Source organism: Aquariibacter albus (genome assembly GCF_014145335.1).
Taxonomy (GTDB): domain Bacteria; phylum Pseudomonadota; class Gammaproteobacteria; order Burkholderiales; family Burkholderiaceae_C; genus Aquariibacter; species Aquariibacter albus.
Genome location: NZ_JACIVI010000001.1, coordinates 423,166 through 438,864 on the forward strand (window position 1 = coordinate 423,166; position 15,699 = coordinate 438,864).

Annotated in this window: 14 protein-coding genes; 10 read left to right on the plus strand and 4 right to left on the minus strand. The window is 70.1% G+C overall.

All coding sequences use genetic code 11. The features are described from left to right. Positions 1-10: 10 nt before the first annotated feature. Both H4F90_RS01940 and H4F90_RS01945 read right to left on the minus strand, forming a co-directional pair. The gene (locus H4F90_RS01940; RefSeq protein WP_182660969.1) at positions 11-1,021 is read right to left on the minus strand and encodes an HpcH/HpaI aldolase/citrate lyase family protein; all 1,011 of its coding nucleotides are present in this window, start codon (positions 1,019-1,021) and stop codon (positions 11-13) included. Between the two features lie 131 nt (positions 1,022-1,152). Next, a complete protein-coding gene (locus H4F90_RS01945) occupies positions 1,153-2,139 on the minus strand; it encodes a malate dehydrogenase (RefSeq protein WP_182660971.1) in 987 nt (328 codons plus the stop codon). 246 nt (positions 2,140-2,385) lie between these two features. Here H4F90_RS01945 and H4F90_RS01950 point away from each other — a divergent pair, with 246 nt between their 5' ends. From H4F90_RS01950 to H4F90_RS01990, 9 genes are all read left to right on the plus strand, one after another. Beyond that, complete coding sequence (locus H4F90_RS01950) at positions 2,386-3,159, plus strand: GntR family transcriptional regulator (RefSeq protein WP_182660973.1); 774 nt, start codon at positions 2,386-2,388, stop codon at positions 3,157-3,159. A 107-nt stretch (positions 3,160-3,266) separates the two neighbouring features. After that, complete coding sequence (gene sdhC, locus H4F90_RS01955; RefSeq protein ID WP_182660975.1) at positions 3,267-3,707, plus strand: succinate dehydrogenase, cytochrome b556 subunit; 441 nt, start codon at positions 3,267-3,269, stop codon at positions 3,705-3,707. Between the two features lie 34 nt (positions 3,708-3,741). Continuing rightward, entirely contained in the window at positions 3,742-4,104 is a 363-nt protein-coding gene (sdhD, locus tag H4F90_RS01960; protein ID WP_182660977.1) for a succinate dehydrogenase, hydrophobic membrane anchor protein, read from the plus strand. Further along, positions 4,104-5,912 (plus strand): succinate dehydrogenase flavoprotein subunit, encoded by a 1,809-nt coding sequence (gene sdhA / locus H4F90_RS01965; protein ID WP_182660979.1) that lies wholly within the window; start codon positions 4,104-4,106, stop codon positions 5,910-5,912. Before sdhD ends, sdhA begins: the two co-directional genes overlap by 1 nt. Positions 5,913-5,930: 18 nt before the next feature. Then, complete coding sequence (locus tag H4F90_RS01970; protein WP_182660981.1) at positions 5,931-6,638, plus strand: succinate dehydrogenase iron-sulfur subunit; 708 nt, start codon at positions 5,931-5,933, stop codon at positions 6,636-6,638. A 28-nt stretch (positions 6,639-6,666) separates the two neighbouring features. Then, on the plus strand, positions 6,667-6,975 hold the full coding sequence (locus H4F90_RS01975; RefSeq protein WP_182660983.1) for a succinate dehydrogenase assembly factor 2: 309 nt from the start codon (positions 6,667-6,669) through the stop codon (positions 6,973-6,975). Positions 6,976-7,050: 75 nt separating this feature from the next. Further along, positions 7,051-8,361, plus strand: coding sequence for a citrate synthase (gltA, locus tag H4F90_RS01980; RefSeq protein WP_182660985.1), 1,311 nt, complete (start codon positions 7,051-7,053; stop codon positions 8,359-8,361). Between the two features lie 212 nt (positions 8,362-8,573). After that, the gene (locus H4F90_RS01985; protein ID WP_182660987.1) at positions 8,574-9,296 is read left to right on the plus strand and encodes a TVP38/TMEM64 family protein; all 723 of its coding nucleotides are present in this window, start codon (positions 8,574-8,576) and stop codon (positions 9,294-9,296) included. After that, positions 9,296-10,669 carry an ATP-grasp domain-containing protein gene (locus tag H4F90_RS01990; protein WP_182660989.1) on the plus strand — a complete coding sequence of 458 codons (1,374 nt, stop codon included), beginning with the start codon at positions 9,296-9,298 and terminating at the stop codon, positions 10,667-10,669. Before H4F90_RS01985 ends, H4F90_RS01990 begins: the two co-directional genes overlap by 1 nt. Here H4F90_RS01990 and H4F90_RS01995 read toward each other — a convergent pair. Beyond that, positions 10,659-13,496, minus strand: a complete 2,838-nt coding sequence (locus H4F90_RS01995) for a glycosyltransferase family 2 protein (protein ID WP_182660991.1) — start codon at positions 13,494-13,496, stop codon at positions 10,659-10,661. The two genes, H4F90_RS01990 and H4F90_RS01995, sit on opposite strands and share 11 nt — an antisense overlap. A gap of 217 nt (positions 13,497-13,713) precedes the next feature. Here H4F90_RS01995 and H4F90_RS02000 point away from each other — a divergent pair, with 217 nt between their 5' ends. Then, positions 13,714-15,384: a glycoside hydrolase family 17 protein gene (locus tag H4F90_RS02000; protein WP_182660993.1), complete on the plus strand. Its 1,671-nt coding sequence runs from the start codon at positions 13,714-13,716 to the stop codon at positions 15,382-15,384. Here the strand turns inward: H4F90_RS02000 and H4F90_RS02005 are convergent. Next, a complete protein-coding gene (locus tag H4F90_RS02005; protein WP_182660995.1) occupies positions 15,282-15,689 on the minus strand; it encodes a hypothetical protein in 408 nt (135 codons plus the stop codon). The two genes, H4F90_RS02000 and H4F90_RS02005, sit on opposite strands and share 103 nt — an antisense overlap. Positions 15,690-15,699 lie beyond the last annotated feature (10 nt).

The window sequence follows — 15,699 nt, forward strand, 5'->3', positions numbered from 1 at the left end:
AGCGGCCGGGTCAGGCCGCGGGGTCAAAGAACGCGGTGCGCACCTCGGCCGGCAGCGCCTGCCCGGTGCGTTCGGCACGTTCGAGCACGTGCCAGAAATAGCGGAAGCTCGCGCGGTCGTGCAGCAGGCCCTTGTGGGCGATCGGCGCCCACTGCTGGGCCTGCGCGGCCAGCAGGATGCTGATCGCGTCGTCGATCTCGGCCGGATCCGGCGCGAAGGCCTCGACGATGGGGGCGATCTGGTTCGGATGGATGGACCACATGCGCAGGTAGCCGAGCTCCTGTGCCGCGCGGCGCGCGGCTTCGGCAATCGCCTCGCGGTCCTTGAACTCGGTGATCACGCTGTGCGAGGGCGTCTTGCCGTGGGCGTGGCAGGCTGCGGCGATCGCCAGCTTGGCGCGCACGATCAACGGATGGCTGAACTGTCCCTGCAGGCGCATGCCTTCCGAGCGGATCGCGCCGCGGTGCGCGGACACGAAATCCATCAGCCCGAAGGAGAGCGACTCGACGGCGGGCAGCGCGGCCAGGGCGTGCACCTCGTGCAGGGCGCCGTGGGTCTCGACCAGGGCATGGACGGGCGGCGCCTTCACGCCGGCGGCGCGGGCGGCGGTCTCGATGTGCGCGCAGGCGGCGGCCAGCTCGGCCGCATCGGCCACCTTGGGCACCATGAGGAAGGCCAGGCGCGCCGCCGCTTCGGCGTGGCCGAGCAGGCCGGCCACCTCCTGCGGGAAGCTCGGATGCAGGTAGGGGTGCAGGCGAACGCCCACCCGGTTGAAACGGTTGGCCGGGCTGGCGATCAGCTCGGCCACCAGGGCCAGCTGTTCGGCCTCGGCGCCGACGACCGCGCCGTCCTCCAGGTCCAGCGTGACGTCGAACAGCGCCCGGTCGGCCAGGTCGCCCTGCAGGGCCAGGGCCTTGCGCATGCGGGCCTCGACGCCGGCGTAGTGGTCGGCAACCGGCAGCAGCGGCGCCCGCTCACCGGCGGCAAACAGGGCATCACGGGGATGGACGACCAGGCTCATCGAGGGCTCCAGGCATCGGAGAACGGGGGCTGCGGGGCCGGATCCGGGCCTCGCGGGCGCAAAAAAAGCCGGTGGGGTGAAGAACCGGCTTCCTTTGCGCTGATCAGCGCCTTGTCATGCGCTGAGACGGATCACAGCAGATGCTTGACGCCGTCGGCCTCGCCTTGCAGCTCGGCCAGGGTGATGTTGATGCGCTCTTGCGAGAAGGCGTCGATTTCCAGGCCTTCGACGATCTTGTACTCGCCGTTCTCGGTGGTGACCGGGAAGCCGAACACGATGCCCTTGGGGATGCCGTATTCGCCGTTGGACGGCACGCCCATCGTGACCCATTCGCCGTTCGAGCCCAGGGCCCAGTCACGGATGTGGTCGATGGCGGCGTTGGCAGCCGAGGCCGCCGACGACAGGCCGCGGGCGGCGATGATGGCGGCACCGCGCTTGCCGACGGTCGGCAGGAAGGTGTCGGCGTTCCAGACCTGGTCGTTGATGGTGTCCTTCACCGAAGCGCCGTTGATGGTGGCGAAGCGGTAGTCGGCGTACATCGTGGGCGAATGGTTGCCCCAGACGGTCAGCTTCTTGATGTCGCCGACGGCCTTGCCGGTCTTGGCGGCGATCTGCGAGGCGGCGCGGTTGTGGTCCAGGCGCAGCATGGCGGTGAAGTTCTTGGCCGGCAGGTCCGGGGCCGACTTCATCGCGATGTAGGCGTTGGTGTTGGCCGGGTTGCCGACGACGAGCACCTTGACGTTGCGGCTGGCGACCTTGTTCAGGGCCTTGCCCTGCACCGTGAAGATGGCGGCGTTGGCGGCCAGCAGGTCGGCACGCTCCATGCCCGGGCCACGCGGACGCGCGCCGACCAGCAGGGCGTAGTCGGTGTCCTTGAAGGCTTCTTCCGGATTGCTGTGGGCCTCGATGCCGGCCAGCAGCGGGAAGGCGCAGTCTTCCAGCTCCATGATCACGCCCTTGAGCGCGTTCTGGGCCTTCTCGTCGGGGATCTCCAGCAGTTGCAGGATGACCGGCTGGTCCTTGCCCAGCATCTCGCCCGAGGCGATGCGGAACAGCAGGGCGTAACCAATTTGGCCGGCGGCGCCGGTGACGGCGACGCGGACGGGGGACTTGCTCATGTTGGAGGTCTCCGAGGATGAAAACGGCGGGCCGGATGGGGTCTTGAAGGACGGCGATGTCGGCAATGCCGCCGTCCGGCACCTGTCCTTGCTTGCGGGTACTCCCACTGGGCCAGGGCGTTTTTCGAGTGTAGGGGAGTCTAGGTTCGCTCTGGCGGCCGCGTCAATAGTCTTATGTCTTATATAAGACATCATTCAGCCCTTGCGTCGACGTGCCGCGGCGCCTGTGTTGCAATCGCGGCCGACATGAACGCCGTGCCTCCCCTGACCCCCGACAGCGCCACGCCCGAGGCCGCGGGGCCGGCATTCAGCCCGCTCTACCGCCAGATCAAGGCGCTGATCGTCCGCAGCCTGCAGGCCGGCGAATGGAAGCCGGGCGAGGCCATCCCCAGCGAGATGGAGCTGGCGGCGCGCTTTCGCGTCAGCCAGGGCACGGTGCGCAAGGCCATCGACGAGATGGCGACCGAGAACCTGCTCGTGCGCCGCCAGGGCAAGGGCACGTTCGTGGCCACCCATGCCGAGGAGCGGGTCCAGTACCGCTTCCTGCGCCTCGAATCGACGGACGAGGCCAGTGCCCCGCGTTCGGTCGAGCGGCTGTTCCTGGATTGCCGCCGCCTGCGGGCGCCGGCCGAGGTGGCCCGGGCGCTGGACATGAAGGCCGGCGAGACCGCGGTGCAGATCCGCCGCATCCTTTCATTTGATGGAACGCCGGCGGTTCTGGATGAAATCTGGCTGCCCGGGGCCTTGTTCAAGGGCCTGACCGCCGAGCGGCTCAGCGAGTACCGCGGCCCGCTCTACGGTCTGTTCGAAAGCGAATTCGGCGTGCACATGGTGCGTGCCGACGAAAGGCTGCGTGCCGTGCCGGCCGGGGCCGACGAGGCCGAACTCCTGCGGGTGCCCGTCGGCACGCCGCTTCTCAGCGTCGAGCGGCGTTCCTTCACGTACGGCGACAAGGTGGTGGAGCTGCGCCGCGGCCTGTATCACACCGCCAAGCACCACTACCGAAACGAACTGAGCTGACGCCATGCTGGCGGCCAGGGGCTGCACTCGGGTAGCCCCGGTCCCTGTAAGCGTATCGCCTAAAATCTCAAGGTTTACCCGTAGCCACTCCAGCCCACCCTCCTGCCATGAGTGATCACGCCAGTCCGACCCGTCCGCAAAGGCCGGTGTTTCGCAACATCCACGTGTCCCAGATCGTGTCGTACCGGCTGCCGCCGGCGGGCATCGTCTCGATCCTGCACCGCGTCAGCGGCGCCGTGATGTTCCTGCTGCTGCCCTTCATCCTCTGGATGTTCGACAAGAGCCTCAGCTCGGAGATCAGCTACGAGCAGTTCACCAGCGCCTTCGCCCACGGCGTCGGCATCTACCCCGGGTGGTTCCTGAAGCTCGTGGCCCTGGGCCTGATCTGGGCCTACCTGCACCACTTCGTTGCCGGCGTGCGTCACCTGTGGATGGACGCCACCCACAGCGTCAGCAAGCAGCAGAGCCACAGCTCGGCCCTCGCGACCCTCGCGATCGGCACCGTGCTGACGGTGCTGCTGGGTGCCAAGCTTTTCGGCCTGTTCTGAGCCGATTCCCGAGTCCTTCGCAAAGTCCTTCGTCATGACGCAGAACTACGGCTCCAAGCGCATCGTCGTCGGTGCGCACTACGGTTTCCGCGACTGGTTGTCCCAGCGCGTGACCGCCACGCTGATGGCCCTCTTCACCGTGGTCCTGCTGGCCCAGGTGATCTTCGGCGGCCCGCTCGGGTATGACCGCTGGGCCGGCATCTTTGCGGCGCAATGGATGAAAGTTCTGACTTTCGTCGTCATCGTCGCCCTGCTCTGGCACGCCTGGGTCGGCGTGCGCGACATCTGGATGGACTACGTGAAGCCGGTCGCGATCCGGCTCTCGCTTCAGGTGTTCACCATCGTCTGGCTCATCGCCTGTGCCGGCTGGGCCATTCAAGTGCTGTGGAGGCTGTAATGCAAGTGGCAAGCTCTCTTCCGACGCGCAAGTTCGACGTCGTCATCGTCGGGGCCGGTGGTTCCGGCATGCGCGCCTCGCTGCAACTGGCCCGTGCGGGCCTGAATGTCGCGGTCCTGTCCAAGGTCTTCCCGACCCGCTCGCACACCGTGGCGGCCCAGGGCGGCATCGGTGCCTCGCTCGGCAACATGTCCGAGGACAACTGGCACTTCCATTTCTACGACACCGTCAAGGGCTCCGACTGGCTCGGCGACCAGGACGCGATCGAGTTCATGTGCCGCGAGGCGCCCAAGGTCGTCTACGAGCTTGAGCACTTCGGCATGCCCTTCGACCGCAATGCCGACGGCACGATCTACCAGCGCCCCTTCGGCGGCCACACCGCGAACTACGGCGAGAAGCCGGTCCAGCGCGCCTGTGCCGCGGCCGACCGCACCGGCCACGCGATGCTGCACACGCTGTACCAGCAGAACGTGAAGGCGCGCACCCAGTTCTTCGTCGAGTGGATGGCCCTCGACCTGATCCGCGATGCCGACGGTGACTGCGTCGGCGTGACCGCGCTCGAGATGGAAACCGGTGACGTGCATGTGCTGCACGCCAAGACCGTGCTGCTGGCCACCGGTGGTGCGGGCCGCATCTACGCCGCGTCCACCAACGCCTTCATCAACACCGGTGACGGCCTGGGCATGGCAGCCCGCTCCAACATCCCGCTGCAGGACATGGAGTTCTGGCAGTTCCACCCGACCGGCGTGGCCGGCGCGGGCGTGCTGCTGACCGAAGGCTGCCGTGGCGAGGGCGCGATCCTGCGCAACATCAACGGCGAGCGCTTCATGGAGCGCTATGCCCCGACGCTGAAGGACCTGGCGCCGCGCGACTTCGTCTCGCGCTGCATGGACCAGGAGATCAAGGAAGGTCGTGGTTGCGGTCCGAACAAGGACTACATCCAGCTCGACATGACCCACCTGGGCGGCGACACCATCCTCAAGCGCCTGCCCTCGGTGTTCGAGATCGGCCACAACTTCGCCAACGTCGACATCACCAAGGAGCCGATCCCGGTGGTGCCGACCATCCACTACCAGATGGGCGGCATCCCGACCAACATCAACGGCCAGGTCGTCGTGCCCAAGGGCGACGACTACAAGATCATCGTCGAAGGGCTGTACGCGGTCGGCGAATGCTCCTGCGTGTCGGTGCATGGCGCGAATCGTCTGGGGACCAACTCGCTGCTGGACCTGCTGGTGTTCGGCCGGGCCGCGGGCAACCACATCGTGGACCGTCTGGCCAAGGAGGCCAAGGCCCACAAGCCGCTGCCGAAGAACGCCGCCGATTTCTCGCTGGCCCGCCTGGCCCGTCTCGACGCCAGCCAGAGTGGCGAGTACGCGCAGGACGTCGCCAACGACATCCGCAACGCGATGCAGCAGCACGCCGGCGTGTTCCGCACGCAGAAGACGATGGACGAAGGCGTGGTCAAGATCAACGCCATCCGCGAGCGCGTCAAGGCCATCACCCTCAAGGACAAGTCCAAGGTCTTCAACACCGCCCGCGTCGAGGCGCTGGAAGTCGACAACCTGATCGAAGCCGCCCAGGCCACCATGACCTCCGCAGCGGCCCGCCACGAGTGCCGCGGGGCCCACACGGTCAAGGACTACGAGCGCGCCGCCGACGATGCCGACTTCCCGCTGGGCCGCAACGACAAGGAATGGATGAAGCACACCCTCTGGGACAGTGCCACCAACGGCCTTTCGTACAAGCCGGTCAACCTCAAGCCGCTGACTGTCGAGTCGGTGCCGCCCAAGGTCCGTACCTTCTAAGCGCACCAGGAGAACACCATGGCCCAGAAGCGCATCTTCCAGATCTACCGCTACGACCCGGACAAGGACGCCAAGCCCTACATGCAGACCCTCGAGGTCGAGCTTGAGGGCAACGAGCGCATGCTGCTCGACGCGCTGATCAAGCTCAAGGAAGTCGACCCGACGCTGAGCTACCGCCGCAGCTGCCGCGAAGGCGTCTGCGGTTCGGACGCGATGAACATCAACGGCAAGAACGGTCTGGCCTGCCTGACCAACCTGCGTTCCTTGCCCGGCACCATCGTGCTGAAGCCCCTGCCGGGCCTGCCCGTCGTCCGCGACCTGATCGTGGACATGACGCAGTTCTTCAAGCAGTACAACTCGATCAAGCCCTACCTCGTCAACGACGAGATCCCGCCGGAGAAGGAGCGCCTGCAGTCGCCCGAGGAGCGCGACGAGCTCAACGGCCTCTACGAGTGCATCCTGTGCGCGAGCTGCTCGACCAGCTGCCCGAGCTTCTGGTGGAACCCGGACAAGTTCGTCGGCCCGGCCGGCCTGCTGCAGGCCTACCGCTTCATCGCGGACAGCCGCGACCAGGCCACCGGCGAGCGCCTTGACAACCTCGAGGATCCGTACCGCCTCTTCCGCTGCCACACCATCATGAACTGCGTGGATGTGTGCCCGAAGGGTCTGAACCCGACCAAGGCCATCGGCAAGATCAAGGAGCTGATGGTCCGCCGGGCCGTCTGATCCCTTGAACCCGAACGACCAGCTGCCCATGGACCTGCCTCGTCCCACGATCTCCGAGGCCCTGGATCCGGACGCGCCGCTGGACGAGGCCGACCGCGGCCGCCTGCGCTGGCGATGCCGGCGCGGGCTGCTCGAGAACGATCTGTTCGTCGAGCGCTACTTCCGGGCTCACGAGGCCCCGCTGACTTGGCGCGAAGCCCGCGCCCTGGCCCGGCTGATGGATTTGCCGGACAACGACCTGCTCGACCTCCTGCTCGCCCGTCGCGAGCCCGAAGGCGAGCTGGTTGACCCCGACGTACGTCGTGTGCTCGACGCGCTGCGCAGCGCACCGGTTTGACGCTTCCGCGCCGGCCGGCGGCACGGCATCGAGCTTGCTTCCCCGATCCCGCCCCTCTCCCCTGAAGGAATGCCCATGACCCCTTCCGACGTGAAAGCCACGCTGCAGTTCTCGGACGGCAGCCCGTCGATGGACCTGCCCATTTACAAGGGCACGGTTGGTCCGGATGTCATCGACATCCGCAAGCTCTACGCCCAGACCGGCAAGTTCACCTACGACCCGGGCTTCCTCAGCACCGCGTCCTGCCAGTCGTCGATCACCTACATCGACGGCGACAAGGGTGAGCTGCTGTACCGCGGCTACCCGATCGAGCAGCTCGCGGTGAACTGCGACTTCCTCGAGACCTGCTACCTGCTCCTGAACGGCGAACTGCCCAACGCCAGCGAGAAGGCAGAGTTCGTCGGCCGCGTGAACAAGCACACGATGGTCAACGAGCAGATGCAGTTCTTCCTGCGTGGCTTCCGTCGCGATGCGCACCCGATGGCCGTGCTGACCGGCCTGGTCGGCGGCATGTCGGCCTTCTATCACGACACCACCGACATCACGAACCCGCAGCACCGCGAGATTGCCGCGATCCGTCTGATCGCGAAGATGCCGACGCTGGTCGCGATGGCCTACAAGTATTCGGTCGGCCAGCCCTACATCTACCCGAAGAACGAGCTGAGCTACACGGCCAACTTCATGCGGATGATGTTCGGCACGCCCTGCGAGGACTACCAGCCCGACGACGTGCTGGTCCGCGCCATGGACCGCATCTTCATCCTGCATGCCGATCACGAGCAGAACGCGTCGACCTCGACCGTCCGCCTGTGCGGTTCCTCGGGCACCAACCCCTACGCGGCCATCGCCGCCGGCGTGGCCTGCCTCTGGGGCCCGGCCCACGGCGGTGCGAACGAAGCCTGCCTGAACATGCTGGCCGACATCCAGCAGATGGGCGGCGTGGCCAAGATCGGCGAGTTCATCACCAAGGTCAAGGACAAGAACAGCAGCGTCAAGCTGATGGGCTTCGGCCACCGGGTCTACAAGAACTACGACCCGCGCGCCAAGCTGATGCGCGAGACCTGCCACGAAGTGCTCGGCGCCCTCGGCCTCGAGAACGATCCGATGTTCAAGCTGGCCATGGCCCTGGAGAAGATCGCGCTGGAGGACGAGTACTTCGTCGCCCGCAAGCTCTATCCGAACGTCGACTTCTACTCCGGCATCGTGCAGCGCGCGATCGGCATCCCGGTCTCGCTGTTCACCGCGATCTTCGCGCTGGCCCGCACCGTGGGCTGGATCGCCCAGCTCAATGAGATGATCTCGGACCCCGAGTACAAGATCGGCCGTCCGCGCCAGCTCTTCACCGGCGCGGCCAGCCGCGACGTCAAGCCGCTGGCCGAACGCTGATCGGCCTCGCCGCATCGAAGCCCGGTTCAGGCCGAGGCTCGTGCCAGGAAGGGCCCCTGCGGGGGCCCTTCTTGCGTCTGGTGCCGGCCTGGCTCCGGCGCCGCATCCGCGATCGCCGCCTGGCCGTAAGCCGCAAGGCGCTTCCCCGACCTCCTCTGCGCATGCGCCCGATCTCCCCTCCCCATGTCCCGGCCTCTTGCCTGGGCTGCGGCATGGCGGGTTTGCTGGCCCTGCTGTTCGCGCCGTCCGTGCTGGCCGCTGGCGGGGCGTCCAGCAGCGACTGGCTCGACCAGCTCCCGGCGCTGCTGGGGCGGATCGGCCAGGACCCCCTGGGCGTGGCGCGCGAGCTGGCCGCGCTCTGGCAGGGCCTGCCGGCCTGGCCGCTCGCGGGCCTGCTCTTCGGGCTGCTGACGCTCTGGTCGGCCACCGGCATCCCCGGCTGCTCGGTGCTCCTGCTCGCAATCGGCGCGCGCTACGGCCTGGGGGTCGGCACCCTGCTGGTCACGCTGGCGACCACGCTGGGCGCGGCTGCGCCCTTCCTGCTGACGCGACACTGCTTGCGCGAGCGGGTGCAGGCGCGCCATGGCGCGCGCATGGCCCGCGTCGACGCCGTGCTGCAGCGGCATGGTCCGGTGGCCTTGCTGGCCCTGCGGCTGGCGCCGGTGCTGCCCTACCAGCTGCTCAATCCCCTCATGGGCCTGAGCGCCATGCCGCTGGGCCGCTACCTGCTGTGGACGGCGGTCGGCATGGCCGCGAGCAGCGCGGCCTATGTGCAGATGGGCTGCGAGCTGGGCACCGCCCGGGCCCTGCGCGACCTGTTCGCCCCCGGCCTCGGCCTGGCGCTTGCGCTGCTGCTGGTGCTGAGCTGGGGGGCGCAGCGTTGGTGGCAACGCGCCCAGCAGGCCCTTGCCCCCCGTCCCGAGGAGTCTTCCTGATGCGGTCTTCCCGCCCCCCCGCCCTCCAGCTCTTCAGCTACGACTGGGACCGCGCGGCCTTCGATGCCTGTGCCGGGCGCGTGCGCTTCGACCATGCCGGCTTCGACCTGTTCAGCTTTCCGAGCCAGGTCGGCCTGCTCGGCTTCGACCTCGACCGTTTCACCGATCGCCTGGTGCGCCGCGCCGCCCGTCGGGGCTGGCAGGCGGTGGTCTCCCATCACGAGCAGTTCGGCGCGCTGGCTGCTGCCCTGCTGGCCGAGCGTCTGGGCCTGCCCGGCGCCTCGCCCGATGCCATCCTGGCCTGCCAGCACAAGCTGCACGCGCGCCGCGTGCTCGAGCGTGTCGCGCCGGAGGCCACGGTGCCCTGCGAGCCGCTGCCGGTGGGCTACGGCGAGACCATCCCCGAGGGCCTGCGCTACCCCTGTTTCGCCAAGCCGGTGAAGGCGGCCTTCTCGGTCCTCGCCCGCGAGGTCGACGACCGTGCCGCGCTGCAGGCCCTGACCCGCTTCGGCTGGGCCGAGCTGTGGATCATCCGCCGCCTTGTCGAGCCCTTCGAGCGCATCGCCCGGCAGCGGCTGCCGGAGGCCGGCACCGCCCACCGCATGATGCTGGAGCAGCCGGTGCAGGCGCCGCAGTACAACCTGGATGGGGTCGTCGTCGACGGCGAGGTCCATGCCCTCGGTGTGGTCGACGCCATCATGTACCCCGGCACCCAGGCCTTCATGCGCTGGGATCTGCCGAGCCGGCTGGACCCGGCCGTCCAGGCCCGTGCGCTCGATGTGGCGCGTCGCTTCCTGGGCGCCGTCGGCTTCACGCGCGGCTGCTTCAACATGGAGTTCTTCCACGATCCCGTCAGCGACCGGCTCACGGTGATCGAGTTCAATCCCCGGCTGGCCTCGCAGTTCGGCGATCTCTACCGCCGCGTGCTCGGCCTGGACCCGCACAGCCTCTCACTCACCCTGGCCCTCGGCGGCGGGCTGGCCGACGAGCCGCGCCGCGAGCCCACGGCGGGGGCCACGTCCAGCTTCGTCTTCCGTGCTTTCCATGCGGGCCAGGTTCCGCCCATGCCCAGCCGGGCCCAGCGCGCCGCCTTCGCCGCCCGCTTCCCCGACGGCATGCTGCTGCCCATGCCCAAGCAGGGCGCCGGCCTGGCGCGCGAGTTCAAGTGGCTCGGCAGCCACCGCTATGGGGTGATGCATCTGGGCGGCCGCGACGAGGCCGAGCTGCGCCGCCACTGCGAGGAGGCCTGCACCCTGCTCGGCTGGCCGCTGCCCTATGCCGAGGCCTGGACGGTCGATGCCCTGGGCCAGCCGCAGCTGCGGCTCCGGCCCGACAGCCGCTGGCCGGCAGGCCAGCCCGTGCTCAGGGCCTGAGCGCCGCGCGGCGCGCCGCGCGTCCGCGGCGTCCGCCGGAGGCCACCCGCGGGCCGAGGTCCACCGCCCCCTGCATGGCCGGTCGGCGCGGCCGGGCCACCGCGGCCGCCGGGCGGCCGCCTGGGCCAGTCCGGCGACGGCCGCCCGGGCCGGCGGCCTGCGGCGCGGCGGGCGCGACCGTCGGGGCCCGGCGCGACAGCCAGGCGCAGACCAGGGCCGCCGCATAAGGCACGGCCTGCAGCGCCAGCACGCCCAGCCACATCAGCGATTCCACATGGTCGGCCGGCCGCACCCAGGCCACCGCCGCCAGCGCCAGCATCAGCGCGAGGAAGAGGCCGGCCTCCTCCCGCACGCCCACCGGCCCGCCACGACGCGCGGCCGCTCCGGCCGCGCTGCCCTTCTGCGTGACCTCGAACACCGCCGTGCGCTGGGTCAGGCCGGCGAACACGCCGCGCGCGATCGCATGCGAGAGGCTCAGCCCGGCCAGGGCCGCGCCGACGATGCCCGCCGGCCGGCAGGGCACCCGCTTCAGATAGAGCAGGGGGCCGATCAGCAGCCGCACCGACATCAGGCCGGTCAGCGGCCCGAGGAAGAGCATGGCCGGCAGGCTGAACCACTGCGGCGCGGCGATCAGGCCGATGGTCCAGAACAGGGTGGCGAAGCTCAGCACCAGGTGCATGGCATCGCCCAGCCAGGGCAGCCAGCCGGCCACGAAGTGGTAGCGCTGCGCCCGGCTGAGCGCGGCCTGCGGCTGGCCGGCGGCCGGCTTCAGGCCCAGCAGGCTGCGGGCATGGGCCTTGAGGATCTGCATCGCCCCCTGGGCCCAGCGCTGGCGCTGCTTCTTGAAGGCGACGAAGCCATCCGGCGTGAGGCCGCGGCCCATCACCTGGTCGACGTAGACCGCGCGCAGGCCGCGCTGCATCAGGCGCAGGCCGAGCTCGCTGTCCTCGCAGATGCACCACTCCGACCAGCCGCCATCGCGCAGCGCGCTGGCGCGGATCATCGTCATCGTGCCGTGCTGGATGATCGCGTCGCGCTCGTTGCGGTGGTGCATGCCGATGCGGAAGAAGCCGTCGTACTCCCAGTTCATCGCACGCCGGAAGGCCTGGCCTTCCCAGTCGCGGTGGGCCTGCGGCGACTGCACGACGCCGACCTTGGCATCGTCAAAGTGCGCGACCAGATCCCGCAGCCAGTTCGGCTCGACCAGGTAGTCGGCATCGACCACGGCCACCACCTCGGCCGCCGGGTCGGTGTGCTGCAGCGCGAAGTTCAGCGCGCCGGCCTTGTAGCCCGGCCAGCTCGGCAGGTGGAAGAAGCGCACCGTCGGGCCTTCGGTCCCGCGGGCGGCGGCCAGGCGCTCGCAATGCGCCTGCACCGGCTGCCAGAGGGCCGGGTCGCGGGTGTTGTTGTCGATCACCAGCACCTCGAAGTTGCGCCAGTCCAGGCGCATCAGGCTGTCGAGGGTGGCGATGACCATGGCCGGCGGCTCGTTGCAGCAGGCCAGGTGGATGCTCACGCGCGGCTCGCGTGCGCCGCGCGGCAGCGGCCTGGGGCCGAAGCGGCGGCGCAGGTTGCCGTCCCAGAACAACTCGGCGAACTCGAAGAGCTGGGCCAGCAGCGTGACCGCCGTCAGCGCCAGCGCCGGGGCCAGCAGGGCCAGCACGATCCAGTCGAGGTGTTCGAGATAGTGCTTCATCGGCAGCGTGGCCAGCAGCACGGTCAGCGTGACCACGCCCTGCGCCGTCACCGCGAAGCCGATGCGGGCCGCGAGCCGCAGCCGCGGCAGCAGGCTCAGGCTCAGCGCGATCAGCAGGAAACCGGCGAGGCTGGCCAGGCCGGCCTTGCCGCGCTCGTGCCGGTCCACGTTCAGCGGGCCGTCGAAGGAGAACTTGGGCTGCCGGTCGGCGTCGAGGATGCCCCAGTAGGCCCCGGCGCGACCTTCCGTCGCGCGTTTCCAGGGCTGGTCGATGGCCTCCATCAGGAAGTAGTCCAGGCCCAGGCCACGGCTCCTGGCCAGAAAGCCGCGCACGAAGGTGGCCTGATCGGCCGGGCTGGCACGGGCGCCGTCGACGCGGTCGCCGCCGCTCGGCCAGCCGACTTCGCCGATCACGATGGGCTTGCCGGGGAAGCGCCTGCGCAGTTCCTCAAGCCGGCTCATCGCATAGTCCACCGCCACATCGGCCGGCACGCCTTCCCAGTAGGGCAGCAGGTGGACGGTGAGGAAATCGACATGCTCGGCCAGCTCGGGCCGCTTCAGCCAGACATGCCAGGGTTCGGCCGTGGACACCGGCACCGACAGCGTGCGGCGCAGCCGGTCCAGGTAGGCGATCAGCTGCGCGGGTTCCAGGCTGCCCAGCAGCAGGGTTTCGTTGCCGGCGATGACCCGGTCGATGTTCGGGTGCCGGGCCACCGCCTGCTCGACCGCGGTGATCTCGCGCTCGTTGTTGTCGACCCGACGGTCCAGCCAGACGCCGGCCGTCAGCCGCAGGCCGTGGCGCTCGGCGAGGCCGGGCAGGGCCGGGAACTCGCTGGAGCCGTAGGTACGGATGCGGCCGGTCAGCTGCGCCAGCGTGGCCAGGTCCTCGGCGATCGCCTCATCGCTCGGGTAGCGTCCGTCGAGCGGGCTGTCGTGCCGCTGGAAGGCGTTGTAGGCCAGCCCGGCGATGCGGATGGGGGCGTCGGGCAGGGCCTGCGGCGTCTGGATCAGACGCCAGGCCAGCAGGTGCACCACCGCGACGGCGGTGGCGATCAGCAGGGCCGTGGCGATCCGGGTCCAGGGCAGACGACGGACCGACGGCAGGGTGCGGCGGGAGGATCGTTCGCTCATGAGGCGGGGTGGAGCAAGAAAGCGGCCGGGCCGGACGCGGGTCCGGGACGGGAGATGGGGCGGCGGCGCACGGTTTGCGTGCGGGCCGGGCAAGGCCTTCGCCCAGGGAGGCGGCACGGCCCCTGCATCCGGCTGGATACTGAAACGCGCGGTGCGTTCCCCCGGCTGACCGATCCGGTGCCGAAAGCTGCTCATTCTTCCGCCTGCTGATCCCCCGATGCGCTTCCTGTCCCCGCGCCGGCTCCTGCCGTTCCTGCTGATCGTGACCGCCCTGCTGATCGGGGCCCTGCTGTGGCTGCGCGCGATCTGGCCGCAGGCCCTGCCGGATGCGCCCCAGGCCACCGGCCGGCCGGGGCCGGCCGTGCCCTGCCTGTCCTACGCGCCCTTTCGCGATCCGGCCCTGAACCCGCTCCGCCCCGGGCCCAGCGTGAGCCCCGCACAGATCGAGGCGGACCTGCGGCAGCTGCGCACGCTCACAAACTGCGTGCGCACCTATGCCGTCGACCGCGGCCTGGAGGCCGTGCCGGCCGTGGCCGAGCGCCTGGGCATGCGGGTCAAGCTGGGCGCCTGGATCGGCCGCGACCCGGTGGCCAATGCGCGCCAGATCCGCGAAGCCATCGCGCTGGCACGCGCCCATCCGCAAAGCGTCGAGCTGCTGATCGTCGGCAACGAGGTGCTGCTGCGCCAGGAGCAGAGCCCCCAGGCCCTGGCCGCGCTGCTGGCCGCCGCCCGCCGCGACAGCCCGGTTCCGGTCACCTACGCCGATGTCTGGGAGTTCTGGTGGCGCCATGCCGAGGTGCTGCGGCCCCACGTCGACCGGGTCACCGTGCACATCCTGCCCTACTGGGAGGACGAGCCGGTTGCTGTCGACGAGGCGGTGGACCATGTGCTGGACCTGGCCGCACGGACCCAGGCCCATTTCCCCGACCTGCCGATCCTCGTCGGCGAGACCGGCTGGCCGGCTGCCGGTCGGCAGCGCCAGGGGGCGGTGCCGGGCCGGATCGAACAGGCCCGTTTTCACCGCGAGCTGCTGCTGCGCAGCGTCGGCCTGGGCCTCGACTTCAACCTGATCGAAGCCTTCGACCAGCCGTGGAAGCGCGCGCTGGAGGGCGAGATGGGCCAGGCCTGGGGCCTGTTCACCGCTGCCGGCCAGCCACGCTTTCCCTGGCAGGGGCCGGTCGACAGCGGCCGGGCGCCGTGGCCGGTGCCTTTGGCCGCCGGGCTCCTGGCGCTGCTGGCCTGGCGCCTGAGCCGGGGGCAGCTGCAGCCGTTGGGCGTCGGCAGTGTGGTCGCCGCGGCCGCGCTGGCCGGAGGCCTGCTGCCCGCCCAGACCGACAGCCTCCTGCTCTGGGGCCGGGCCGCCTTCGACCCCTGGATCGCCGGACTCACCGTGGCCTGCGGTCTCTTGCTGGCCCTGGGCCTGGTCCAGGCGCTGATGCGGCGCCTGCAGGCCCTGGAGGCGGGGCAGGACCGGCCCTCCTGGCCCGGCCTGCGCGAGGCCTGGACGACATCGCAGCCCGCCCCGCGCCGCCTGGCCGCGACCGTGCGCGGGCTCTACCTCTTCGGCGTGGCCACCCTGCTGCTGTGGCAGGTGCTTGACGGCCGCTACCGCGGCTTCCCGCTGGCCCTGCTGGTGGCACCGGCCGTGCTCGGCGTGGCGCTGGCCACGCTGGGCGAGCGCCTGCCGGCCACGGCCCGTGAAGAACGGCTGATGGCCGCCCTCTTCGTGGCCGGCGCACTCGCCCTGCCGGTGATCGAGGGCCTGGCCAACCACCAGGCCCTGGCCTATGCCGCGGGGCTGCTGGCGCTGGGCTGGCCGCTGCTGCTGCCGCCCAAGCTGGCCAGCAGCGCCAGCAGCAGGGCGGGGGCCGAGGGATCGGCCGCGTAGAGCAGCAGCCCGCCCGCCGCGCAGGCCGCGGCCGGGGCCTGAAGCCGCGGCCATCGCAGGCCGAGCAGGGCCAGGCCCAGGGCCAGCCAGCCGATGCGCTGCTGCAGCAGGGCTTCGACGGCCAGGGCGCGCAGCAGGCAGGGACCGGGCGCCCAGGGGCTGGCCGCGCAGGCTGCGGCCATCGCCGGCGGCTCGACCAGCAGGCTGCGCATCGCCCAGGCCAGGCTGCCGGCCAGCAGGGCGCCAAGCAGCACCGCCCGGGTCCGGGCGGGGAGGTGCGGAAGCGGGCTGGGGTGCAGGCTCATGGGCGGGTGT